Source organism: Corallococcus sp. CA054B, assembly GCF_003611625.1.
In the GTDB taxonomy this organism is placed as follows: Bacteria; Myxococcota; Myxococcia; order Myxococcales; family Myxococcaceae; genus Corallococcus; species Corallococcus coralloides.
Map to the genome: position 1 here is coordinate 1 of NZ_RAVY01000047.1, position 23,378 is coordinate 23,378.

Genomic DNA, 23,378 nt, shown 5'->3' on the forward strand with positions numbered 1-23,378 from the left:
GGCAGGGGCTGGTAGAGGCCGGGGGTGAGCGGGGCGGCCTGCTCGGAGTGGCGCACGTCGGGCGGGGGCTCCAGCCGGACGGCGTCCGCGCGCTCGCGGGCCTCCCGCGGCGTGGGCGCGTCCATCACCCATTTCCCAGCCTCCACGCCGTTCTGCCCGGTGTGGGCGTCCTGGAGGCCGGCGAAGCCCTGGTCCTTGAGGGCCTGCTCGAAGGCGGCCTTGCCCTCCGCGGCGGGCGGGTGCTGCGCGGCGGCCTCCGCGTAGGCGGCGAAGAAGGCCCACAGGCGGGCCACCCGGTCCGACGAGGGCAGCGACGAGGGCCGCACCTGCGCGGCCAGCAGCGCCCCGTCCGACGCGAAGCGCTTGCCCACCGCGAGGTGGCTCTCCAGGTCGTTCAGGTCGGAGGGGATGAGCGACTCCACGTCCAGCACCGGCCCGCGCGCCTCGCCCGCGCCCAGGTAGGGGCTGGCGGTGGTGGGGGCGGAGCCGGGCGTGCGGAAGCCGTCGTTGCCCTTGCGCCGGGGCCCCTGGGAGGTCGTGCCGGGGGACTCGAAGCCCGTGCCGGCGTCCGCGCGGGGCGCGCGCGTCGTCCCGCCGCCCCTGTCGGTGCGCGGGGGCAGCGGGCCCCGGGTGGGAACGCCCACGCGGGCCGAGCGCGCGCCCACGTCCCGCGACGTGCCGTCCGCGTCGCCGCCTTCCGGGGCGTCACCGGTCTCCAGCCCTTCGTCGCCGGGGAGGCCGTGCTCGCCGCCGGTCTCCATCCCCTCGCCGCCGGGGAGCCCTTCTGCTCCGGGTTCTCCGCCCGGCTCCAGACGCGCGCCGCCGTCGGCCTCCGGCGGAAGCCCCACGGGCGGAGCCCCGATGCGGGTGCGGTCGCCGGGCGAGGTGGTGGGGGTGGAGGTCTCCATCCCGTCATCGCGGAAGGGAGATGCCGGCGACGAGGTCGCGGGCCCCGAGGGCCTACCGCCAGAGCGGGGCCCACCAGAGCCTTGAGGACCTCCTGCGCGGGGGCCGCGGATGTCGCCGACGTTTCCCATCACGGAGGATTCTCTCACAACGAGAACCCCGAGTTGCATGGGGGGCTACTCGCCCTCGTGCTCCACCTCCACGGGGGTCGTCATCCCGTTGGCATCCAGACGGACGCGGTACACGGCGTTGAGGCCGTCCCCGTCCGTGTCCGCGCGGGCGAAGCAGGACACCTCCGGCTCACCCACGGGGCTCTCCTCCACCCGCACCTCGTACTGGAGGTGAACGGCGGGGCCGGGGTCGAAGCCGATGCGGCGGAAGTCCTCGTGGTCCTTCGGGAAGGGCACGGCCTCGCCCCGCCGGGGCACGGGGGTGGGCGCGGGCGCGATGGACACATAGTCGCCGTGCTCGTCGCGGAAGCCCTGCACCGCGTCGCACAGGGCCAGCACCTGGACGCGGGCCTCGGTGGCCACCTGCTCCGGTGAAACGGCTCCGGAGCCCTTCATCGCCGACAGCCGGACGATGAACAGGGCGGTGGCGACCACCGCCGCGAACACGGTGACGGCGATGCCCGTGCGCACCGCCGTGTTGCGCGGGCGCGCGGGGCCGGGCGCCCCAGGCGACCCAGGCTCCGGAGCCGGGGACATCAGGCCCACTCCCGGGGGTTGCGCAGCACCTCCACCAGCCGGGCCTCGGGCGTGCCGGGCTCCGGGTGGTAATCGTAGCGCCAGCGCACGCGCGGCGGCAGCGACATGAGGATGGACTCCGTGCGCCCCTGCGTCTCCAGGCCGAAGATGGTGCCCCGGTCGTAGACGAGGTTGAACTCCACGTAGCGGCCCCGGCGCACCTCCTGCCAGTAGCGCTGCGCCTCCGTCACCGGCGTGTCCTTGTGCTTCTGTGCGATGGGCAGGTACGCGGGGATGAAGCTGTTGCCGCACGCCTGCACGAAGGCGAACTCGCGCTCCAGGTCGCCGCCCATGTTCTCGAAGAAGAGGCCGCCCACGCCGCGCGCCTCGCCCCGGTGGCGCAGGTGGAAGTACGAATCGCACGCGGCCTTGAAGCGCGGGTAGTACGTGGGGTCGTGCGCGTCGCACGCGGCCTTGTGCGTGCGGTGGAAGTGCGCCGCGTCCGCTTCGTCCAGGTAGTACGGCGTCAGGTCCGCGCCGCCGCCGAACCACGCGCGCCCGCCCTGGTGGATGAAGCGGTAGTTGGCGTGCACCGTGGGCACATGCGGGCTCTTCGGGTGCAGCACCAGCGACAGTCCGCCGGCCCAGAAGGTGCGTCCCTCGCCCTGGAGCTTCTTGGCGAAGGCCTCTTCCAGCTCGCCGTGGACGATGGAGATGTTGACGCCCGCCTTCTCCAGGACGGCGCCATCCTCCAGCACGCGGCTGCGGCCGCCACCGCCGCCGGGGCGGCTCCACGCGTCCTCGCGGAAGCGGCCCTGGCCGTCCAGCTGCTCCAGCGCTCCGCAGATGTCGTCCTGGAGCTTCTGGATGAAGGCGGCCATGCGCCCCTTCAAACCCTCCACATCCACCGTCGCCGTCATGCCCGTTGTCTCCCTGTTTCGGGTTGAACGGGCGGGCACACTACTAGGGGCCCTGGGCGGACGGGGCCTCGAAGTCCACGGGAGGCGTGGATGGCGCCAGGTTGCCCGCTGCATCGAAGGCCTCGATGCGCGCGCGGTAGCTGCGCCCGTCCTCCAGGGAGAACGCTCCACCGCAGGCCTCATGGCCCAGATAAGCCGTGTTGTTCTGCACGGGCAGCAGGTACTGCTGGGGAGAGAGGCCCAGCCGGCGCGGCGACAGCTTCACCACCAGGAAGGCGGGGCTCTCCTCGCGCAGCGAGAGGTTGAGCTTCACGAAGCGTGCGATGCCCTGGGGCGAGCGGCGCACGAAGCCTTCCGACACGGCGGGGCGCTTCACCCACTTGGGGGCCTTGGCGTCCGGTCCCTTGCCGCTCAGCCATGACGGCTGCGCGCCCACCTGCCCGTTGAGGAGGGCGATGTTGGGGAGCACCTCCTGCAGGTTCAGGAAGTAGCGCTTGTCCGGCTGCATCGGCTCCGCCAGCTTGAGGATGACGGTGGCGCGGCCCAGGGAGCTCTCCCAGCCCTTGGTGACCTTGAGCTTCACCTCGTGGTCGGTGGAGACCAGCTTCAGCGGCTTGCCCACCAGTCCCAGCACCGGCGACTTCGCGGTGCCCACGCCCTCCAGCAGGATGCGCATGTTGGTGGGGACGATGCCGCCGGGCGCGGGATACAGCTGTACTCCGTCCCCGGTGCACTGGGCGGAGGCGTTGGCGGCGGACAGCAGGGCAGCGGCGAACACAAGGGCTCGGAACACGATGCCGCGCAGTGTGCGCCGGGAATGGCCGGGAGGGAAAGTCCCGGCGGACCCGGCCCTTCAGTGCCGGGGGCCTTCGCCCTCCTCGTCCAGGGGGATGGTGCCGAAGCGCGCCTCGTAACGCTGCACGTTTTCCTGGAGCGCCTTCAGGAGCCGCTTGGCGTGGCGCGGGCCGGTGATGATGCGCGAGCGCACGCGGGCCAGGGGCTGCTGCGGTTGGACATAGAGGAAGTCCAACACGAACTCCGAGTCCGTGTGATTCACCAGGACCAGGTTGCTGTACTGGCCATTGGACACCTCTTCGCTCATCTGCACCTGGAGCTGCATTTCAGGGGGCTTCGTCGGAGTGTCGGCCATGAGTCAGGCGGCATAGCGCCTGGGGCCCGCCGTGGCCAGTGTCCTCCCCGTGAGCACGCGCTGGCGGGACATCGACGGGGAGTCCACCGCGCCCTTCGCCCTGGGGCGGGGACCGGACGCCTGCCTGCTGCTGCATGGCTTCACCGGCAGCCCGTGGGAGGTGCGTCCCCTGGGCGAGGCCCTGGCGGCGCGGGGGATGCGCGTGGTGGCGCCCAGGCTTCCGGGCCACGGCACCACGCCGGAGGCGATGCTGGACGTGGACTTCCGCGACTGGCAGGCCTGCGCGGACGAGGCGCTGGCGTCGCTCTCCGGACACCGCCGCGTGTTCGTCGCCGGACTGTCCATGGGCGCGCTCCTGGCGTTGAGGCTGGCCGCGCATCAACCGGAAGCGGTGCACGCACTCGCGCTGGTGGCGCCCGCGGTGCGCTTCCGGGGCGCGCGCATGGCGCTGGTGCGTCAGCTGTGCAGGACGCCGCTGCTCGAATGGACCACACCGTGGGTGGACAAGGGCGGCACGGACATCTCCGACCCGGCCACGCTGGCGCAGGCGCCGGTGCTGCCCGCGTTCCCGGTGGCCCGGCTGCGCGACCTGTGCAGGCTGCAGGACCTGGCGCTGGCGGACGCGCCCCGGGTGCGCTGCCCGGTGCTGGTGGCCACCGCGGAGCAGGACCACGTGGTGGATCCGGAGGGCGGACGCTGGCTCGCGCGGCGGATGAAGGCGTGCCCCGAGGTGCGGCACGTCGCCTATCGGGAGGGCTTCCACATCATCCCGCGCGACGTGTGCGGGGCGCGGCTCGCCCGGGAGGTGGGGGACTTCCTCCAGCCGTGGCGCGCGGAGGAGGACCTCAGGAGCCCGGCGGATTGGGCGGAGGGGCAAGACGCGCCACCGCCGTGAGCAGCTCCACCGCGTCGAGCGGCTTGGTGACGAAGGCGCTGAAGCCCGCGCGCAGGGCGCGGTCGCGATCCTCGCGGCGCGCGGCGGCGGTGACGGCGAGCGCGGGCACGCCGCCTCCGGACTCCCAGGGCAGCGCGCGCAGCCGGTACAGGAGCGAGTAGCCGTCCTCGCCTGCCAGCGCCACGTCCGTCACCAGCACCGTGGGCGGGGAGCGGCGCACTTCATCCATGGCGTCGGTGACGTTGGTGGCGGTGAGCACGTGCGCGCCCACGCGGGTGAGCAGCACGGACATCCACTCGCGCGCGTCCGGCTGGCCATCCACCACCAGCACGCGCTGGCCCTCCAGCTCCGGGAAGCGCGGCAGCGTCAGGCCCTCCACGGGACGCGGCACGCGCAAGGCGCCCGGGGCCGTGCCCACGCGCGAGCGGGGCAGCACGACGGTGAACGTGGCGCCCTTCCCCAGCCCGTCGCTGACGGCCGTCACGGTGCCGCCGTGCAGCTCCACCAGGTGCCGCACGATGGACAGGCCCAGGCCCAGGCCTCCGTGCTGGCGGCTCACGCCGGTGTCCGCCTGCTGGAAGCGCTGGAAGAGGAAGGGCAGGAAGTCCGCGGGGATGCCCTCGCCGTCGTCGCGCACCACCAGCTCCGCGCCCTCGTCGCGCGTGCGCGCGGACACCGTCACGTGGCCGCCGGGCGGGGTGAACTTGATGGCGTTGGAGAGCAGGTTCCACACCACCTGCTGCAAGCGGTCCGGGTCGCCAAACAGCGGCACGCCATCCTCGTCCACGGAGACATCGAGCGTCAGCTCGCGCGCGAGCGCCGTGGGCCTGACGGCATCCAGCGCCGCCTCCACCACGTGGCCCAGCTCCAGCGGCACCGGCTCCAGGCGCAAGCGGCCGTTGGCGATGCGGCTGATGTCGAGCAGGTCCTCGATGAGCTGTCGTTGCGCGCGGGCGTTGCGCTCGATGGCCTCCACCGCGCGCTGGCGCTTGTCTTCACCCAGCAGGCCCTGCCGCAGCATCTGCGACCAGCCGAGGATGGACGTGAGCGGCGTGCGCAGCTCATGGGACACCGTGGCGAGGAACGCGTCCTTGGCGCGGCTGGCGGCCTCCGCGACGCTCCGGGCCGCGCGCTCCTCGTCGTACAGGCGCGCGCGGTCCAGCGCCTGCGCGCACAGGCGGCCCACCGTCAGCAGGAAGGCACGCTCCGGCGCGTCGAAGTCGCGCGCGTCGCCGAAGCCCAGGCCCAACGCGCCGCACACGCGCCCACCGCTCACCAGCGGCACGGACGCCCACGCCGCCAGGGGGCGCTCGCGGGACAGCTGCGCGAGCCTCGGGTAGCGCGCCATGCACTCCGTCCACGAGCCCAGCGCGCAGGGCTCGCGGGTGCGCGTCACGTCCGTGAGGGGACAGGTCGCGGAGACCTCGAAGCGCTGCCAGCCCTCCAGCTCACCGGGAGCGAAGCCATGCGCGGCGGCGCGCTCGAAGACGTCCAGGGCCGCGCCCGCGGGCACCACCACCAGTCCAGTGACGGCCCCCATGGCGAGGGCGCCTTCGCGCGCGGCCACCTCCACCACCTGCGCGGGGGTGAGCGCTTCGGAGAGCGCGGCGGTCATCGCCTGGAGGCGCTCGGTGCGCCAGGCCGCGGTGGTCCACGCGGCGCGGCGGGTGCGCACGAGCTCCGTCACGTCCACCGCGAAGGCGAGCACGCCCTCCACCCTCCCCTGCGCGTCGCGTCGCGGCAGCAGGGACAGGTTGAAGAAGAACTCCTCGTCGGCGGTGCGCGCGCGGGCGGAGGCCTCGCGCAGGTGCAGGGCTTCTCCGGTGGCGAAGACGCGGTCCCAGGCCTCGTGCCAGCCGGGACCTCCCAGTTGGGGGCAGGCCTCGCGCAGCGGGATGCCCACCTGGCCATGCGTGTCGAGCAGCGGCAGGCGCGTGGAGGTGCTGAACTCGATGTGGTGACCGGGGCCGCGGTAGAGGCCGAAGAAGGCAGGGAGCTGCTGAAGCAGCTCATGCAGCGGCGGGGGCACACTGCCGGACGCCGCGACCCACCCGGCCTGGGCTTCATTCATGTGTGGCCCCCCCTACCCCGCGGAAGGCAAGGCTTCCGGCGAGAAGAGGCGGCCATCAAACACCGGGACGTGTCGGGACGCACGAAAAGCAACCCGGACAACCTGCCAGGTGTCATGGGCTGAGCGCTCCCTGGCGCTGCTGGCGTCCAGTAGCGGGCATCCCTCCTGGTTGGGCGGGGAAACGCTCCCGGACGCCGGGCATCGGCTATGTCGGATGCCCGGCATGCCTTCCTCTCCTTCTGATTCGCGGCCCCTCGTCGAACTGCGCGCCGTCACCAAGTCCTACGCGGAAGGCGATTCCGTGCGCGAGGTGCTCTCCGGCACGTCGCTCGCCCTGCACCGGGGCGAGTTCGTGGTGCTGCTGGGCCGCAGCGGCTCCGGCAAGTCCACGCTGCTCAACCTCATCAGCGGCATCGACCAGGCGACGCACGGTGAAATCCTGGTGGAGGGCCGCGACCTGGGGCGCCTGCCGGAGCGGGACCGCACCCTGCTGCGCCGCGAGCGCATCGGCTTCATCTTCCAGGCGTTCAACCTACTGCCCACGCTGACGGTGGAGGAGAACGTGCGGCTGCCGCTGGAGCTGCTCGGCCGCTCGAGCGCGGAGGCCAGCGCGCGGGCGCGGGAGCTGCTGGAACGCGTGGGTTTGGGCACGCGCGCGAACAGCTTCCCGGACCGGCTCTCCGGCGGAGAGCAGCAGCGCGTGGCGGTGGCGCGAGCCCTGGCCCACGCCCCGCCGCTGCTGCTGGCGGACGAGCCTACGGGCAACCTGGACGAGGAGACGGGCGGCCAGGTGTTGGACCTGCTGGAAGGGCTCACCCGGCAGGGCCATGCGTGCGCGCTCATCGTCACCCACGAGCCCGCGATGGCGGAGCGCGCGGACCGCGTGCTGACGATGGAGAACGGACGTCTGGTGGAGCGCCCCGGCGGGGCGCGCGGCCGGGGGACGCCATGAGGGCGCTGCTCGCACGCTCCAGCCTGCGGCACCTGGGCGGGCACCCGTGGCTCACGGCGCTGTCGCTGCTGGGCATCGCGATGGGCGTGGCGGTGGTGGTGTCCATCGACCTGGCGAGCGGCAGCGCGCTGCGCGCCTTCGAGCAGTCCACGGACGTCGTCGCGGGCCGCGCCACGCATCAGATCACCGGCGGCACGTCCGGACTGCCGGAGGGTGTCTACACGGCGCTGAAGCTGCGGCCGGACGCACCCGACGCGGCCCCCGTGGTGCAGGGCTTCGTGCAGGTGGAGGGCGGCAACCACCGCACGCTCACGCTGTTGGGATTGGATCCGTTCGCGGAGGCGCCCTTCCGGGACTTCTCCACGGGCGGCGCGGTGGGGGACGTCGGCACGCTGCTCACGCGGCCCGGCACGGTAGTGATGGGCGCGAAGACGGCGCGGAGCCTGGGCGTGAAGGCCGGGGACACGCTGCCGGTGACGGTGACGGGGCTTCGGCGGGAGCTGCGCGTGTCCGCCCTGCTGACGCCTTCGCAGGAGACGACGGAGCGCGCGCTGGAGTCGCTGCTCATCGCGGACATCTCCACCGCGCAGGAGGTGCTGGGCCTGGAGGGGCGGCTGACGCGCGTGGACCTGCGCTTGAAGGACGGAGAGGCGCAGGCCGCGACGCTCAAGGCCACGCTGCCGCCGGGCGCGGAGCTGGTCCAGACGTCCGGGCGCGCGGGCACGGTGGAGCAGATGACGCGGGCGTTCCGCACCAACCTCACCGCGCTGTCGCTGCTGGCGCTCGTGGTGGGGATGTTCCTCATCTACAACACGATGACGTTCTCCGTGGTGCAGCGGCGCGGGATGCTGGGCCGGCTGCGCGCGGTGGGCGTGACGCGCGGAGAGCTGTTCGCGGTGGTGCTGGGCGAAGCCCTGCTGTTGGGCATCGTGGGCACCGCGGCGGGGCTGCTGCTGGGCATCCTGATGGCCAGCGGGCTGGTGGGCCTCATCACCCGCACCATCAACGACCTGTACTTCGTGGTGAACGTGCGGCGGCTGTCCCTGGAGCCGTTCACGCTCATCAAGGGCCTGAGCCTGGGCCTGGGCGCGACGGTGCTGGCGGCGCTGGTGCCCGCGTGGGAAGCGGCGCGGGCGGCACCGGTGACGGCGCTGCGGCGCTCGACGGTGGAGGACGTGTCACGCAACCGGGCGCCGAAGCTGGCGGTGCTGGGGCTGATCATCCTGGCCATCTCGGCGGCGGTGCTCGCCTGGCCCACGCAGGCGCTGCTGCCGGCGTATACGGGGCTCTTCGGGGTGCTGCTTGGCAGTTCGCTGCTGGTGCCCTGGGTGACGGAGAAGCTGACGAAGGCGGCGGCTCGGCCGCTGGGCGCGATGTTCGGTCCATTGGGACGCATGGCGGCGCGCGGCGTGACGGCGAGCCTGTCGCGCACGGCGGTGGCGCTGGCGGCGCTGATGGTCGCGGTGGCGACGACGGTGGGCGTGGGCCTGATGGTGTCCAGCTTCCGAGGCACGGTGGCTGCGTGGCTGGAGTCCGCGTTGCAGGCGGACGTGTTCGTGTCGCCGCCGTCACTGGTGGCGCGGCGCGGAGATTCGTCGCTGGTGCCGGGGCTCGCGGAGAAGCTGCGGTCCACGCCGGGTGTCGAGGCGAGCGGCTCCATCCGGGTCATCCACGTGCGCATCAACGACGTGGACACGGACCTCCTGGCAGTGGACTTCGCGAAGGGCCACGAGCGGACGTATCGCTTCAAGGAGGGGCGCGCGGAGGACGTGTGGCGGCAACTGGACGCATCAACGGATGCGCTCATCGTGTCGGAGCCCTTCGCGTTCCACCGGGGCGTGCACGCGGGCGACACGCTGCGCGTGGCCACCGACAAGGGGCCGCACGACTTCCGCGTGGCGGGCGTCTACTTCGACTATGGCTCGGACGTGGGGACGGTGCTGATGCCGCGTGCCACGTATGAGCACTGGTACGAGGACCGGGGCGTGTCCGGCCTGTCCCTCTTCGCCGCCCCCGGACAGGACGTGGACGAGCTGGTGGCCCGCGTGCGCGACCGCGCGGGCGGTGAGCAGGCCTTGAACGTGCGCGCGAACCGGGCGCTGCGGCAGGCGTCGATGGAGGTGTTCGACCGGACCTTCACCATCACGCAGGTGCTGCGCTTGCTGGCCATTGGCGTCGCGTTCGTGGGCGTGCTGAGCGCGCTGATGTCGCTGCAGCTGGAGCGTGCGCGCGAGTTCGCGGTGCTGCGCGCGACGGGGCTCACGCCTGGACAGCTGTGGGGCATGGTGTCGTTGCAGACGGGCCTGCTGGGCCTGCTCGCGGGGTTGTTCTCCGTGCCGCTGGGATTGGCGTTGGCCTATGTGCTGGTGCACGTCATCAACCAGCGCTCGTTCGGGTGGACGTTGCAGCTGGTGGTGGCGCCCGGCGTGGTGGGCCAGGCGCTGGTGCTGGCGCTGGTGGCGGCGGCGCTCGCGGGGCTCTACCCGGCGTGGCGCATGGCGCGCGCGAATCCGGCCATGGCGTTGCGGGAGGAGTGAGGCATGGGGCGGGGACTCGTCATCGGAGTGGTGTTGGTGCTCGCCGCGCTGGGCGTGGCGGTGGGCGTGGTGCTGCGGGACACGGAGGACACCGGTCCCGCGAACACAGGCGGCATGACGGTCGCGTCCGCGATGGGCGGAGATGGCGGCACGGAGGGCTACGCGCGCGCGATGGAGCCCCGGCCCTTCCACTTCCCGGAGGACCACGGCCCCCACCCCGACTTCCGCACCGAGTGGTGGTACTGGACGGGAAATCTGGAGACGCAGGACGGGCGCGCCTTCGGCTACCAGTTCACGCTGTTCCGCAGCGCGCTGTCGCCGGAGCAGCCCCAGCGCGAGTCCAGCTGGGGCACGCGGCAGGTGTTCATGGGGCACTTCACGCTGACGGACGTGAGCGCCGGGAAGTTCCACGTCACCGAGCGCTTCAGCCGCGCGGCGCAGGGGCTGGCGGGCGCGGACGGAGCGCCCTTCCATGTCTGGCTTCAGGACTGGGACGTGCGCAGCGAAGGAACGGGCGGCACGTGGCCCATGCACCTGCGCGCGCAGGGCGACGGAGTGACGCTGGAGCTGACGCTCGACGAGGGCAAGCCGCCGGTGCTCCAGGGCGACAAGGGCTTGAGCCAGAAGGGCGCGGAGCGGGGCAACGCGTCCTACTACTACTCGATGCCGCGCATGCCTTCGCGGGGCACGGTGTCGGTGGACGGGCAGACGGTGCAGGTGAAGGGCGAGAGCTGGATGGACCGCGAGTGGAGCACCAGCGCGCTCAGCGGCGACCAGGTGGGCTGGGACTGGTTCGCGCTCCAGCTCTCCGACGGCAGCGAGCTGATGCTCTACCAACTGCGCAAGAAGGACGGCTCGAAGGACACCTTCAGCGCGGGCGCGTACGTCCCCAAGACGGGTGAGGCCGAGCACCTGACCGCGGAGGACATGAAGCTGGAGCCCCGGGGCACCTGGAAGAGCCCGCGCGGCGGCGAGTACCCGGCGGGCTGGCGCGTCCAGGTTCCCAAGGTGTCGCTGGAGCTGACCGTGACGCCGAAGCTGCCGGACCAGGAGCTGCCGGTGCTGGTGCGCTACTGGGAGGGCGCGGTGACCGTGGACGGCACGCGCGAGGGTCGGCCCGTGCAGGGGCGCGGCTACCTGGAGATGACGGGGTACGCGGACGCGCCCCGGGATGAGCAGACCGTCCGCAGCCGCACGCCGTGACTCAGCCCCGGGCGCCCCGCTTCACCTGGAGGTCGTGGGCCTCCTTCAGGTACGGGCGCAGCAGCCGGAGCGTTTCGTGGCTGGGGTTGAGCACGCTCACCCAGAACATGCGCGCATAGGCCGGGTGCGGCAGGAGCACGTCCAGGTCCGTGAAGTCCACGTTCGGATCGAGCTCCGGGAACAGCTTCTGGAAGCTCTCCTTGCTCACGCCCAGGTTCAGCCGGAACACGCCGTCGCGGTCCAGCTCCGAGTGGTGGTCGAACTCGGTGTCCCGCGTGACGATGGTCGCGAAGGGGTGCTTCCGCTCGTCCCCCGCGAAGAAGAAGAGGTCTGGCGTGGAGGTGTCCACGTGCACGTCCCTGAACGCGTCCTGGATGTACTCCGCCAGCGCTTCCAGGCTGATGGCTCCTGTCATGGCGAACTCCTCCGAGTCGTACCGGAGTCGCTCTATCACGCACGGAAACAGCCGGTCATGCTCCCGTCCCCACTTTCCCGGAGTGACCCGCGATGCATTTTCCAGGGATGACCGCCGTTGCCTCACGGCTGTTGCTGGGGCTGACCCTCGTGTTCGGGTCGGGCGTCACGGCATGTGGCGGTGACGACGGCCTGGACTGCAAGGTGGGAGAGCCGCTGTACCAGACGGACCTGTACTTCGGCCGGAACCGGGTGAACAACGAGCCCGTCAGCGAGGTCGAGTTCCAGGCCTTCGTGGACACGATCGTCACGCCCCGCTTCCAGGAGGGTCTGACCGTGTACGACGCCAACGGGCAGTACCAGCTGGAAAGCGGCGAGCTGGTGCACGAGCAGAGCAAGATCATCGTGCTGCTGCACGACGGCAGCAAGGCGCGCTCGGCGGACATCGAAACCATCCGCGAGGAGTACAAGAGCCAGTTCGACCAGGAGTCGGTGCTGCGCATCGACTCCCAGCCCTGCGTCGCGTTCTAGGCCGCGAACCGCTCCCGGATCGCCGCGGCGCCCCCGCGCTCCAGCCACGCATCGAACGTGAGCAGCCCCGGCGCCAGCCGCCGCAGCGCCGGGATGTCCGCGCTCTCGAACACGAAGCCATCCTCGAACAGCTTCACGAGCTTGCGCAGCATCGGGCTCGCCGCAAGCACCTCTGGCGGAAACCGAGAGTAGGAGACGGACGTCCCGGTGGCCCGGCCGATCTTCTCCGCGAGCGCATTGCCGGTGAGCGAGTCTCCCGCCATCTCCAGCGTGGTCCCCACGTACGTGCGAGGTTCCGCGAACACGCGCGCGGTCAGTACGCCGATGTCCTCCCCCGCGATGAACTGCATGGGCTGCTCCGGCTGGATGAAGAACTGGAGCGCCCCCCGCGTCAGGCCGAAGTCCGGCACCAGCAGCAGCTCCATGAAGGTCCCCGGCCGCACGATGGTCGCGCGAAGGCCACTGGCCCGGACGTGCTCCTCGATGCGCCACTTGGTCTCGAAGTGGTCCACACCCGTGCCGGGACGCAGCCCCAGCACCGACGTGTAGACGAAGTGCTCTACGCCCGCCGCCTTCGCCGCGTCCGCGATGGAGGTGCCGAAGCGGACCTCGTCGTCGTCCGTGACGCCGTAGCTCGCCTGTGCCGAGCTGGGCTGGATGCTGAAGACGCCGTACGCCCCCGCGACCGCACGGTCGAGCGACGCGCGGTCCCCCATGTCCCCCCGCACCAACTCCACGCCCGCCGCGTCCAGTTCCCGGGCCCTGGCGCTCGCCGGGTCCCGCACGAGCGCGCGGACCCGCCAGCCGTCCTTCAACAACGCCCGCGCCGTCGCGCCGCCCTGCTGTCCGGTCGCTCCCAGCACCAACACGGTCTCGCTCTTCGTCGCCATCAGGTCCTGCCTTTCCCTTGCTAAGCGGAGGATTGCTCCGGTTAAATGCGGAGCTATCCTCCGTTTTTCAAGTGGCAATGACAAAGCAGCCAAAGAACCCGCAGGAGGACGTGACGGGCGGAGCCTTGCGCGCGGATGCACGGCGCAACCGGGAGCGGCTGCTCGCGGCGGCGCATGCCGTGTTCTCCGAGCGCGGCGCGGACGCGTCGCTCAACGACGTGGCGAAGCGGGCGGAGGTCGGCATCGGCACGCTCTACCGTCACTTCGAGTCGCGGGAGGCGCTGCTCGCCGCGACGTGCGACGAGCGGCTGCTGCTGCTCGCGAAGGAGAGCCGCGAGCGCGCGGAGTCACTGCCCGCGCTCGAGGCGCTGCGCGTCTTCCTGGAGGAGCTCGTGCACTCGGCGAGCATGTACAAGGGGCTCGCGGCGTCCCTGGGCATCGTCCTCAAGAGCCACACCGCGGGCTGCGACGCGACGACGGCCGAAGGCCAGCGGCTGCTGAAGGCCGCGCAGCGCGAAGGCGAGGTGCGAAGCGACGTCCTCCTGGATGACGTGGTGTGCATGGCGATGGCCATCTCCCTCGCCGCCGCGGAGGACGCCTCGGGCCCCAAGCGCGTGCACCGGCTCACCGGGATGTTCTTCGACGGGCTGCGCTCCCGCCCCGAGCCCCGCGCCACACGGCACCGCTGACGCGAGCGGCTGCTACTGGTAGCGCGCGACCCAGAGGCTGTCGCCATCCGCGGCGGTCTCAAGCCACACCGCCGTCGCATGCCCATTCAGCTCCATGGCCCCCGTGATGGCGCCCACGACAGCTCCCGGCGCGGACCGCAGGGGTTCCGGGGGCCGGAAGTTGCCTGGGGCATAGAGGTAGCTCGCCCAGGCCGTGTGGTCGGACTGGGCCCAGAGGGCGACCTGGTCACCGGCCGGGTCAGAGGCGAGCACCGGGAATCCGCCCAGCACGGTGCCTCCGAGCCGCGGGTTGTTCGGGTCGACGCTGCGGTCGAAGCGCGGACGGATGTCCCAGGCCTCCTTCGCCGCGAGGTACACGCGTCCCTCGGCGGCCCCGGTGAGGGGCGGGGGGTGGGGGATGTACAGCCAGCCGGCCAGTGCATCGCCCGTGTTCGTCGCGACGACGATGGACGGGTTGAACATGCCGCCGTAATCGGAGAGGTGCGAGTCGATGCGCTCGGCGGGCTGCCATGTGTTGCTCGCACGGTCGTAGCGGCGTGCGTCGATTCCCTGCATCTCTTCGCCGGCCAGCGTCGAGAAGCGCTGGGGCCAGACGGCGAGCGCGTTGCCCGACGCGTCCATGGTGATGGCAGGCGTCGAGGCCGCGCCGTAGTTCGTCCGGCTCAGGACTGAATCGCCACACCACTGGAGCTTGTCGGCGTTGAACGAGCTGCCATGAATGGCCTGCGTCCCCCGGGCATCCGCCTGCTGCCACTGCACGAGCGCGCTGCCGTTCGCGTCGAGGGCGGCGGCGGGCCAGAGCGACGGGGTGTCACGCGCGGAGTTGAGCGGCACCGGCGGCTGGATCCACCGGTTGCTGGCCGCCGCATAGCGCATGGCCATCACCCGGTGCTCGGCGGGCCTGCACAGCGTCTTGCAGAGCGTGGTCCAGACGAAGACCGCATCGCCCGTGGGCGACATGGCCAGACGCATGGTGGGTGTGTCGTCCACGGGGAACGTGAGCTGGAGCGCGAGGCTCCATTGGCCCGTCGCCGCCGAGAAGTGGCTGGCGAAGAAGGTGTTACCGGCCGGGGTCTGCTGAATCCAGACGGCCAGGGCATTTCCCTGCTCATCCGCGGCCAGACTGGTCCGCAGAAGGTTGCCGGGTTGTGATTGGAGCGGCTGCTCGGACGTCCAGGTGTCGGACGTGGCGTCATAGCGGCTGGCGTAGAGCGCCGTGTAGTCGTGGGGCGCGTTCTGGGTCGTGACATGCGCGAAGACGGCGAAGGCGCTCCCGGCTGGGCCCGCCGCCGCGCGCGTGTGCTCCCACGAAAGCGACGGCCCGGCGGAGAGCCGCTGGGGCTTGCTCCAGCTCATGAGGCGCGAAGCCCCCGCGATCGGAGCCCGCGGGGAGGGGGCCACCCCCAGAGGGCAGACCGCGCAACCGAACCCACACAGGACCAGCCCCATCATCAACAGCGAGACGCATCGGGAATAGACTCTCATCTGGATAGCGCCTGGATCTATTCCCTGCCGCCCCAGCGGGTCAGTGTCCGCGAGTCCCTTCCGCGCGAGCAGAATGCAACGGCCCATCGCGGCGGTGTGTACAGCGTGGAGGCCAGGGGGCTTAGATTGCCGGTCCCATGAACGTCCTCGTCACCGGGGCCACCGGCCTCATTGGCAACGCCATCGTGCAGCGGCTCGTGAAGCAGGGCGCCTCCGTCCGCGCGCTCGTGCGGGACCTGGCCCGCGCCTCGAAGCTGCTCCCCTCCTCCGTGCGGCTCATCCAGGGTGACGTCACGTCGCCGGGCACCCTGCCCGCCGCGTTGCATGACGTGGAGCTCGTCTTCCACGCCGCGGGCATGCCGGAGCAGTGGCACCGGGACGACTCCATCTTCGACCGCGTGAACCGCCAGGGCAGCGTGAACGTCCTGTCCGCCGCGCATGCCGCGAAGGTGCGCCGCGTGGTCTACACGTCCACCATGGATGTCTTCGCCGCGCCCCGGGGCGGAGAGCTGACCGAAGCGAACATCGATCCGCACCCCAAGCCCACCGTCTACGAACGCTCCAAGCAGGAAGCCGAGCGCGCCGTGGAGGCCATCCGCCAGCAGGGCCTGGACGTCGTCTTCGTCAACCCGGCCGCCGTCTACGGCCCCAGCCCCGTGCACGTGGGGCTCAACTCCTTCTTCATCCAGCTGCTCAACAAGAAGGCCCCGCTGCTCCCTCCGGGCGGCATGTCCGTGGTCCACGTGGACGGCTGCACCGACGTGCACCTCGCCGCCGCCGAGCGCGGCGTCAACGGCGAGCGCTACCTCGTCTCCGACCAGTACGTCAGCACCGCGGACCTCGCGCTCGCCATCAGCAAGGCCGCCGGGGCCGGCAAGCCTCCCGCCGTCGCGCCCGTCTTCCTGATGGAGGCCCTGGCCCGCGTGTCCGCGCCGCTCGCGCGCGTGTTCCCCTTCACGCCGCTCGTCGCCCCCGGTCAGCTGTCCTTCATGCGTTGGGAGGCACGCGTGAACGCGGCCAAGGCCCAGCGCGAGCTGGCCTTCCGCCCCACCCCGCTCGCGGACGGCGTGGCCCACACCGTGGCCTTCCTGCGGGAGCAGGGATTTATATCCAACCCAACCGACCCCAATGGGCTTAAGTCAGACTCCCACTCATCCAAAACAAGCCACCGACACACTCACTTCTTTTGAGCCTGGAGCGCCAACATCCGCCCCACATTAAATGACGGCAACAGCACTCCACTCAACTGCATACGAGCAAGCGTGCTCTGGGAATACTCTCGAACATATGGCCAAGCATTGTAAATGCCATTGGTCGTCGCAAATGCCGTAATATCAGACTCTCCCAAACTCGCAAACAAAGCCTCTTCGGCCACCTTGTAATCAAGCGCAAAATGACAAGACAGGCGAACCAACACTTTTGTTGATTCGGATGAAGGCAAAAAATCCAACCTTGCGCCAGCAAAGATCCTAAGTGCTTGGCGACTATCAGGCGATCTTTCACCACCAGCGAACACTTCAAGCTTTATTTCCGAAAGAGTTTCGCCAGCAGAAATGCCTAGAATCTCGGCATCCGCCTTCATCAAACGGACGCTCTCCAAGTTCACCGCTTGCGCCAATTTTTGTACTACAGGCGAAAGGGCCAAGCGCGGAGAAGCTTCCGTTGAGCTTCCGCCATTAGTGCTTGTAGTCATGCCGCCTGTGACTTCCCAATACTTGCCGTGAAGTCATACTTCAGTCCATTGCGAGCTGTGAACGGAATCACTTCGCCACTCGGCGCGATATTACGTATCTCCACAGCACTCACCAGATTCAGCGATGCGCGCTCGACGAGCCGAACTTCGATATCAAGTCCAAGCGCGTCAGCAATTTCCACGGCAGTGAAGAAACTAGTGTTTCTTCCGCCATGGAGAAACTTTGAAATCCAAGCTCGACTTTTGCCAAGTTTCTCGGCCAGTTGGCTGGCTTTCATTCCTCGAGCTTTCATTGCCTCGGCAAGACGCTCGGCGACATCCAATGTGACTCGGTGCTTTTTAACCTCAAGCTGAAAAGCTGCGCTCTTGACTCGATCGGCCCAGGCCATGCGTCCAACCCCCTGAGAACCAACAAACTGTTACTATTCCGCCTGCTTCTCATCGAAATATTGCGTTTTATATTCTTGGCATTTTTCGACACATTCTGGCGGAGTCTTCTTCCCTGTCTTCTTGAATCCGTTGGTTAGGACGAGCGTGTTTCCGCTTCTAAACCCTAGAATTCTGTAGTCATGCGTAGCAACCTGCCAGATACTGCTATACGTCTTAAATGTGCTCAACTGCGTAAACGGTGGGCCAGAAAGCATTTGAGTGAATCGAGCGACGAATGCCGCCTGCTCAGTTTCCTCTAACTGCTCTAAAAACTCCTCGACTGGCCTCCGATCATTCTCCAGAACCAAAAAGTGGATCTCCCACCTTGAGGTTGGAAGACCTTCGACAAGGTGGGTTTTCAGCATCTTCCCGCCTCTGCTGTCAACCTGGAGGTTAACATCGTCGGAACCATTTGCCACCCCGCCTAAAGTAGGCCGCTCCCTCACCAACCAGCCGAGCACCAAGGAACTCTCCTTGTGCAGGTGGCATGGGACTGCACTACAGGCATGTAATGTAGCGTCACTGGGGGCTGGATCAATTTTTAGGCCTCGCTCAAGAGTCGACCGATCTTCCACCAAGCAGACAGGCGTAATGATTCTGCAGGCTTGACGCAAAACACACAGTTACCTACATTGAGCTTTAATGGCCCGCACCGTGACCTTCCTGCGCGACCTGGGACACATCCCGCGCGCCTGAAAAGAACATGGGGGTCCGCCCCACAGGGATGACGGACCCCCACGCGTGCTACGGCCTGCGACCGCCGACTACTCCTTCGCCGGCTCCGGCTCCGTCATGCCCGAGCCGCCCACGCCCGTCTGCGCCGCTGGCGCCGCCTTGAACGCCTTCCGCAGCGCCATGCCCGCGTCCGCCTGCGCCGTCTTCGCCACGTCCAGCACCGGCGCCATGCCGAAGAACTCATGCGTCACGCCGGCGTAGTTCTTCACGTCCACCTTCACGCCCGCGGCCTTCAGGTTCTTGGCGTACTGCTGGCTCTCGTCCTTGAGCGGATCCAGCTCCGCCGTCAGCACCATCGCCGGAGGCAGGCTGCTCAGCTGCGCCTTGCTCGCGTTCAAGGGCAGCGCGTTCGGGTCCTTGTTCTTCGCCCAGTCCTTGCCCAGGTAGTTGCCCTGGCCATTCGCCTGGTGCGAAGGCGTGCTCACGTCATTGCTGACGAACGGATACACCAGCAATTGATACACCGGCAGTGCGCCGCCACCCTGCTTCTGGCGCATGGACACCACCGTCGCCAGGTGCGCGCCCGCGCTCTCGCCGGCCGCCGCGACCTTGCTGCCGTCGCCGTTGAACTCCTTCGCGTTCTTCTGCACGTACTGGAAGGCCGCCGTGGCGTCAGCCGCCGCCGGGTACGGGTTCTTCTGCGCATGGCGGTACTCCACGCGCACCACCACTGCCTTCGCCTGGTTGGCCAGGGCACGCGCGCTGGCGTCATGCGTGCCCAGGTCCGCCAGCACGAAGCCGCCGCCGTGGAAGTGGACCACCACCGGGAACGGACCCACGCCCTCCGGCGTGTACACGCGCACCGGGATGTCGCCCGCCGGCCCCTTCAACTCCTTGTCCTCCACCTTGGCGACCGCCTTCGGCGCCACCGGCTTGCCCTGGTCCTTCAGCGTCTTCTTCACCGCGTCCGCCGCGGTGACTCCCTTGCGCGCCTCCTTCGGTGACACGGTGTGCGGCAGCACCGGCTTCAAGGACTTGTGCGCTTCCAGGATGACCTGCATCTGCGGAGCCACCTGGGCGGCCGCCGCAGCGTCCTTCGCCAGCGCCGTGCCGGAAAGGCCCAGCATGCCCAGCGCCAGCACTGACATCCCGACGGCCTTCTTCAGTCCGAGCATCTCGTGTGTCCTGAGCATCCCGCGCGTTGACTGTGATTGAGGCCGGGGCGCTGGAGGTGCGCCCACCTGGACCGGAATCTGGAGACGCCTTCCACGGCAGGGAACCGGGTGGGCCATGCCTCACCTGGCCAGGGCTTTCGTTCGATGGGCAGGCGGCCATCACTCGAATTCTCCAACCCCCTGCGTCCGGATCCGCGACACAGCCGTAGTCCGCGCCCGTCACGCCCCCAACCCGCCCGCCTGCCCTCCGGCCCGGGACACGGGCTTTCGCGCGCCCTGTTCGACATGGGGTGTCGACACACGGCGTAAGGCCCACCTTTCAACGCACGCGCGTCCTTCACGGGTCCGACCCCCGTCGAGGACGCATGGGCCCCGTACCCCTCACCACGGAGTGACACCATGGCATTGCTATCCAACCTGCTGGGCGCGCTGGGCGCGTCGCAACGGACTGTCTTCAAGGGCAGTGGCTGGAACCGCGGACGCAGCGCCTACGGCCGCCGTCCCATTGGCTACGGGTACCGGGGGCGCAGGTCCTCCGGCGCGGGCGGCTCGCTGGGCCGGATGATTCTCGCGGGCCTGGGCGCCTACGGCCTGCGCCGCTACTTCAACAACCGCTCGCGGGTCGCGAGTTACTGAGAGCGGGCCGCCGCGTGCGGCAGCGCCGGGAAGTACCGTGGACTTCCCCCGGTCAGGCGCGCCGTCACGGCACCCCCACGCGGGCACGGGAGCGTTCCACGGACTGCTCCCGGTGCCCGACATCCCGCACGCGCCGTGGGTGCGGGCGCCTCCGCTTGGAGTAGGGTCCCCTTTCCGTGTCCGGCCACTGGCCGACGAAAGAGGCTCCGCACGCATGGCGAAGGCGAAATACGTCCTGGCGCTGGACCAGGGCACCACGGGGACCCACGTCTCCATCCTCGATACCCGGTTGCAGGTGGTGGGCCGCTCCTACAAGGAGCTGCCCCAGCACTTCCCCAAGCCGTCGTGGGTGGAGCACGACCTGATCGACATCTGGAACACCAGCGAGTGGTGCATCGCCCGCGCACTCAAGGACGCGGGCCTCACCGGCCGCGACATCGCCGTGGTGGGCATCACCAACCAGCGCGAAACCACGGGCCTGTGGGACCGGGAAACCTCCGAGCCCCTGGCGCGCGCCATCGTCTGGCAGGACCGCCGCACCGCGGACATCTGTCAGCGGCTGAAGGCCCAGGGGGTCGAGCCCCGCGTGCGGGAAGTCACCGGCCTGGTGCTGGACCCCTACTTCTCCGGCACCAAGCTCACCTGGTTCTTCCAGCACCTCAAGGGCGCGAAGAAGCGCGCCGAGCGCGGCGACGTGTGCTTCGGCACCATCGACTCGTGGCTCGTCCACAAGCTCACCGGCGGCGTCGCCCACGTCACGGACGTGTCCAACGCCAGCCGCACGCTGCTCATGGACCTGCGCACGCTCAACTGGGATGACGAGCTGTGCTCGCTGCTGGGCGTGCCGCGCGCGTGCCTGCCGGAGATTCGCGGCAACGCGGAGGTGTACGGCACCACGCGCGGCATGCGCAGCCTGCCGGACGGCATCCTCGTCGCGGGCATGGCCGGCGACCAGCAGGCGGCCCTCTTCGGGCAGGCGTGCTTCGAGCCCGGCGAATCCAAGTGCACCTACGGCACCGGCGCCTTCCTGCTCATGAACACCGGCACGCAGCCGGTGCGCTCCACCGCGGGGCTGCTCACCACCGTGGCGTGGAAGCTGGGCAACACCACGAACTACGCGCTGGAGGGCAGCTCCTTCATCGCGGGCGCCGCCGTGCAGTGGCTGCGCGACGGCCTCAAGGTCATCAAGAAGGCCCCGGACGTGGAGGCGCTGGCCGCCAGCGTGAAGGACTCCGGCGACGTCGTCTTCGTCCCGGCGCTCGCGGGCCTGGGCGCGCCGCACTGGCGCCCAGAGGCGCGCGGCCTGTTCGCCGGCATCGACCGCTCCACCACCGTGGCCCACCTGGCGCGCGCGACGCTGGAGGGCGTGGCCCTCCAGATCCACGACCTGGCGGAGGCCATGCGCAAGGACAGCGGACGGAACATCCCCGTCTTCAAGGCGGACGGCGGCGCCGCGGCCAACAACCTGCTCATGCAGTACCAGGCGGACCTCTTGGGCGTGCCGGTGGTCCGCCCGCGCAACCTGGAGACCACGTCCCTGGGCGCGGCCTTCCTGGGCGGCCTGGGCGCGGGCGTGTGGACCAGCCCGGACGCCATCCGCCGCGCGTGGAAGGCGGACAAGACCTTCAAGCCGAAGATGAAGCCGGAGGTGCGCGCGCGCCACCTGGAAAAGTGGAAGCTGGCGGTTTCGCGCGCGTGAAATGAGACACTGGAGCCCGGCGCATTGAACGCGCCGGGGCTTCCATCGGGCGGGGGAGCGGGTAGAACGGCCGCCATGGCCTACGACCGCACGTTGCTCTCCCCGGATGCGCTCCAGACCTTCCTCACCCAGCACCCCGCCTGGAAGCACGAGGGCGGGATGATCCGCCGCACCTACGAAGCGCCCTCGTTCCTGGAGGGCATCGCCTTCGTGGAGCGCGTGGCGAAGGCCGCGGAGGCCGCGGACCACCACCCGGACATCGACATCCGGTGGCGCAAGGTGACGCTGGCGCTGGTGACGCACGACGCGGGCGGCCTCACGGCCCGCGACACCGCCCTGGCGGCGGAGGCGGACCGCCTCTTCGGCGAAGGGGCCGCCGTCCGGTGATTCACGGCGTGCGCGGCACCCTGGCGGCCCTGGCGTGCGCGGTGTGTTTCACCGCGCTCCCGGCCCTGGCCCAGGACGACGCTCCCACGGAGCCCCGTCCGGAACGTCTGTATTTCAACTCTGGGGCGCTGCTGGGGTCGGCGCGCGTGGTGGGCCTGGGCGGCGCCTACGTGGGCATCGCGGAGGGCGCCGCGGGCGTGTCCAGCAACCTGGCCGCCCTGGCCCAGCGCAGCCCGTCACTGGAGCGCGACTGGGACCTGGGCGTCACCCTGTCCTGGCTGGACCTGCCCTTCACCGGCACCAAGCGCCGGGACGTGGACAACGACGGCCTGGCCGACGAATCCGTGGACAGCCGCCAGCTCCTGGGCGCGCTGATGTTGCAATACAAGCGCTTCGGCATCGGCTTCCTGTGGCGCAACAGCCGCACGGGCTACTGCCTCACCCAGGGCTGCCGGGGCGAGGGCGAGAAGCTGCGCGTCTCCCTCACCCAGTCCACGCTCGCGGGCTCCATCGCCTTCGGCCAGGACGACTTCATCCTGTCCCTGGGCATCTTCTCCGCGCAGGCCAGCTTCAGTGAGCTGGGCGACCAGTCCTGGCGCTACGGCGACACCGGCGTGGCGGTGGACATGCTCTTCCGTCCGCACGGGCGGCCCTACCGCATTGGCGTGGCGGTGCGCCCGGAGGTGGTGGCGGGCTGGCGCCGCGACGACGACCAGAGCCCCTTCATCGCGGGCCGCCGCATCTACGCGGCCGTGGTGTCCCCCGCGGTGCTGTCCCTGGGCGCCAGCTGGCGGCTGGGCGAGGGCGCGCACCGCTACAACCGGCTGTCCCCCGCCGCCCGGCGGCAGCTCCAGGTGGACGGGGACGCACTGCCGGTGCCGGAGGAGGAGCCCCGCGACGCACTGGCGGGCCGGTGGCTCATCACCGCGCAGGTGGACCTCATCTCCAGCGTGAGCAACGCGGTGGCGTCGCGCGCGCTCGCCACCACCACGGAGCCCCAGCCCGTGGGCGACACCGCCACCTTCCAGCCGCGCCTGGGCGCCGAATGGGACACCTTCCCGGGCCTCTTGCGCCTGCGCGCGGGCACGTGGCTGGAGCCGTCCCCCTTCCGGGACCGGAACCCCCGGCCGCACCTCACCGGCGGCTTCGAGCTGTTCGTGCTGCGCTACTGGGAGGACTGGTCCATCACCGCGTCGTTCGACCTGGCGAGCCGCTACTCCAACTGGGGCGTCTCCATCGGCTTCTGGCGGTAGTGTCTGGCTTTGCGCCGCGTGGGTAAACGCGAGGACCTTCGTGGGTGCTCGCGTCCCCCACCCACGGCGTCGCGAGGCCCACCCACGCGAGACATGCGCCGT

At 70.1% G+C, this 23,378-nt stretch carries 24 protein-coding genes; 11 read left to right on the top strand and 13 right to left on the bottom strand.

Annotated elements, in window-relative coordinates; all coding sequences use genetic code 11:
- The 5 genes from D7V80_RS14390 to D7V80_RS14410 all read right to left on the bottom strand — a co-directional run.
- Window positions 1-908 (bottom strand): hypothetical protein (locus tag D7V80_RS14390; protein WP_120588702.1); only part of this gene is annotated, 908 nt, incomplete at its 3' end.
- Window positions 909-1,082: 174 nt separating this feature from the next.
- Complete coding sequence (locus D7V80_RS14395) at window positions 1,083-1,613, bottom strand: hypothetical protein (RefSeq protein WP_120588740.1); 531 nt, start codon at window positions 1,611-1,613, stop codon at window positions 1,083-1,085.
- Window positions 1,613-2,512, bottom strand: a complete 900-nt coding sequence (gene hemF, locus D7V80_RS14400) for an oxygen-dependent coproporphyrinogen oxidase (protein WP_120588703.1) — start codon at window positions 2,510-2,512, stop codon at window positions 1,613-1,615. The genes D7V80_RS14395 and hemF overlap by 1 nt, the downstream gene beginning before the upstream one ends.
- Window positions 2,513-2,555: 43 nt before the next feature.
- A complete protein-coding gene (locus tag D7V80_RS14405) occupies window positions 2,556-3,308 on the bottom strand; it encodes a hypothetical protein (RefSeq protein WP_370452493.1) in 753 nt (250 codons plus the stop codon).
- Between the two features lie 57 nt (window positions 3,309-3,365).
- Window positions 3,366-3,662 (bottom strand): DUF3467 domain-containing protein, encoded by a 297-nt coding sequence (locus tag D7V80_RS14410; RefSeq protein ID WP_120588705.1) that lies wholly within the window; start codon window positions 3,660-3,662, stop codon window positions 3,366-3,368.
- A 70-nt stretch (window positions 3,663-3,732) separates the two neighbouring features.
- On the opposite strand from D7V80_RS14410, the gene D7V80_RS14415 reads away from it, so the two are divergent.
- Window positions 3,733-4,557: a carboxylesterase gene (locus D7V80_RS14415; RefSeq protein ID WP_233585360.1), complete on the top strand. Its 825-nt coding sequence runs from the start codon at window positions 3,733-3,735 to the stop codon at window positions 4,555-4,557.
- Here the strand turns inward: D7V80_RS14415 and D7V80_RS14420 are convergent.
- Entirely contained in the window at window positions 4,508-6,628 is a 2,121-nt protein-coding gene (locus tag D7V80_RS14420; protein ID WP_120588707.1) for an ATP-binding protein, read from the bottom strand. The two genes, D7V80_RS14415 and D7V80_RS14420, sit on opposite strands and share 50 nt — an antisense overlap.
- A 223-nt stretch (window positions 6,629-6,851) precedes the next feature.
- Here D7V80_RS14420 and D7V80_RS14425 point away from each other — a divergent pair, with 223 nt between their 5' ends.
- Genes D7V80_RS14425 through D7V80_RS14435 form a run of 3 tightly spaced genes read left to right on the top strand, consistent with a single transcriptional unit; the run spans window position 6,852 to window position 11,320 of the window.
- Window positions 6,852-7,580: an ABC transporter ATP-binding protein gene (locus D7V80_RS14425; protein ID WP_120588741.1), complete on the top strand. Its 729-nt coding sequence runs from the start codon at window positions 6,852-6,854 to the stop codon at window positions 7,578-7,580.
- The gene (locus tag D7V80_RS14430; protein WP_120588708.1) at window positions 7,577-10,117 is read left to right on the top strand and encodes an FtsX-like permease family protein; all 2,541 of its coding nucleotides are present in this window, start codon (window positions 7,577-7,579) and stop codon (window positions 10,115-10,117) included. Before D7V80_RS14425 ends, D7V80_RS14430 begins: the two co-directional genes overlap by 4 nt.
- Window positions 10,118-10,120: 3 nt before the next feature.
- Window positions 10,121-11,320, top strand: a complete 1,200-nt coding sequence (locus tag D7V80_RS14435) for a lipocalin-like domain-containing protein (protein WP_120588709.1) — start codon at window positions 10,121-10,123, stop codon at window positions 11,318-11,320.
- Between the two features lies 1 nt (window position 11,321).
- Here the strand turns inward: D7V80_RS14435 and D7V80_RS14440 are convergent, their stop codons facing one another.
- Complete coding sequence (locus D7V80_RS14440) at window positions 11,322-11,735, bottom strand: DUF6194 family protein (protein WP_120588710.1); 414 nt, start codon at window positions 11,733-11,735, stop codon at window positions 11,322-11,324.
- Between the two features lie 107 nt (window positions 11,736-11,842).
- Between D7V80_RS14440 and D7V80_RS14445 the strand changes: the two genes are divergently transcribed.
- Window positions 11,843-12,265: a DUF3574 domain-containing protein gene (locus D7V80_RS14445; protein WP_233585355.1), complete on the top strand. Its 423-nt coding sequence runs from the start codon at window positions 11,843-11,845 to the stop codon at window positions 12,263-12,265.
- On the opposite strand, the gene D7V80_RS14450 is transcribed toward D7V80_RS14445, so the two are convergent.
- A complete protein-coding gene (locus D7V80_RS14450) occupies window positions 12,262-13,155 on the bottom strand; it encodes an NmrA/HSCARG family protein (RefSeq protein ID WP_120588712.1) in 894 nt (297 codons plus the stop codon). The genes D7V80_RS14445 and D7V80_RS14450 overlap by 4 nt on opposite strands.
- A 77-nt stretch (window positions 13,156-13,232) precedes the next feature.
- Between D7V80_RS14450 and D7V80_RS14455 the strand changes: the two genes are divergently transcribed.
- Window positions 13,233-13,844, top strand: coding sequence for a TetR/AcrR family transcriptional regulator (locus D7V80_RS14455; RefSeq protein WP_120588713.1), 612 nt, complete (start codon window positions 13,233-13,235; stop codon window positions 13,842-13,844).
- A 12-nt stretch (window positions 13,845-13,856) separates the two neighbouring features.
- Here the strand turns inward: D7V80_RS14455 and D7V80_RS14460 are convergent, their stop codons facing one another.
- Entirely contained in the window at window positions 13,857-15,200 is a 1,344-nt protein-coding gene (locus D7V80_RS14460; protein WP_120588714.1) for a hypothetical protein, read from the bottom strand.
- A 266-nt stretch (window positions 15,201-15,466) separates the two neighbouring features.
- Between D7V80_RS14460 and D7V80_RS14465 the strand changes: the two genes are divergently transcribed.
- On the top strand, window positions 15,467-16,519 hold the full coding sequence (locus D7V80_RS14465) for an SDR family NAD(P)-dependent oxidoreductase (RefSeq protein ID WP_120588715.1): 1,053 nt from the start codon (window positions 15,467-15,469) through the stop codon (window positions 16,517-16,519).
- Here D7V80_RS14465 and D7V80_RS41425 read toward each other — a convergent pair.
- The 4 genes from D7V80_RS41425 to D7V80_RS14480 all read right to left on the bottom strand — a co-directional run bounded on the left by D7V80_RS41425 (window position 16,507) and on the right by D7V80_RS14480 (window position 19,301).
- Window positions 16,507-17,022 carry a hypothetical protein gene (locus D7V80_RS41425; protein WP_147447101.1) on the bottom strand — a complete coding sequence of 172 codons (516 nt, stop codon included), beginning with the start codon at window positions 17,020-17,022 and terminating at the stop codon, window positions 16,507-16,509. The genes D7V80_RS14465 and D7V80_RS41425 overlap by 13 nt on opposite strands.
- The gene (locus D7V80_RS14470) at window positions 17,019-17,411 is read right to left on the bottom strand and encodes a helix-turn-helix domain-containing protein (RefSeq protein ID WP_120588716.1); all 393 of its coding nucleotides are present in this window, start codon (window positions 17,409-17,411) and stop codon (window positions 17,019-17,021) included. Before D7V80_RS14470 ends, D7V80_RS41425 begins: the two co-directional genes overlap by 4 nt.
- A gap of 33 nt (window positions 17,412-17,444) precedes the next feature.
- Complete coding sequence (locus tag D7V80_RS14475; protein WP_147447102.1) at window positions 17,445-17,912, bottom strand: type II toxin-antitoxin system RelE/ParE family toxin; 468 nt, start codon at window positions 17,910-17,912, stop codon at window positions 17,445-17,447.
- 303 nt (window positions 17,913-18,215) lie between these two features.
- Complete coding sequence (locus tag D7V80_RS14480) at window positions 18,216-19,301, bottom strand: alpha/beta hydrolase (RefSeq protein WP_233585357.1); 1,086 nt, start codon at window positions 19,299-19,301, stop codon at window positions 18,216-18,218.
- Between the two features lie 399 nt (window positions 19,302-19,700).
- On the opposite strand from D7V80_RS14480, the gene D7V80_RS14485 reads away from it, so the two are divergent.
- From D7V80_RS14485 to D7V80_RS14500, 4 genes are all read left to right on the top strand, one after another.
- Window positions 19,701-19,937, top strand: a complete 237-nt coding sequence (locus D7V80_RS14485) for a hypothetical protein (RefSeq protein ID WP_120588718.1) — start codon at window positions 19,701-19,703, stop codon at window positions 19,935-19,937.
- Between the two features lie 214 nt (window positions 19,938-20,151).
- A complete protein-coding gene (gene glpK / locus D7V80_RS14490; RefSeq protein WP_120588719.1) occupies window positions 20,152-21,636 on the top strand; it encodes a glycerol kinase GlpK in 1,485 nt (494 codons plus the stop codon).
- 75 nt (window positions 21,637-21,711) lie between these two features.
- Entirely contained in the window at window positions 21,712-22,023 is a 312-nt protein-coding gene (locus D7V80_RS14495; protein ID WP_120588720.1) for a 4a-hydroxytetrahydrobiopterin dehydratase, read from the top strand.
- Window positions 22,024-22,031: 8 nt separating this feature from the next.
- Window positions 22,032-23,276 (top strand): hypothetical protein, encoded by a 1,245-nt coding sequence (locus D7V80_RS14500; RefSeq protein WP_233585359.1) that lies wholly within the window; start codon window positions 22,032-22,034, stop codon window positions 23,274-23,276.
- The last annotated feature ends 102 nt before the right edge of the window (window positions 23,277-23,378 follow it).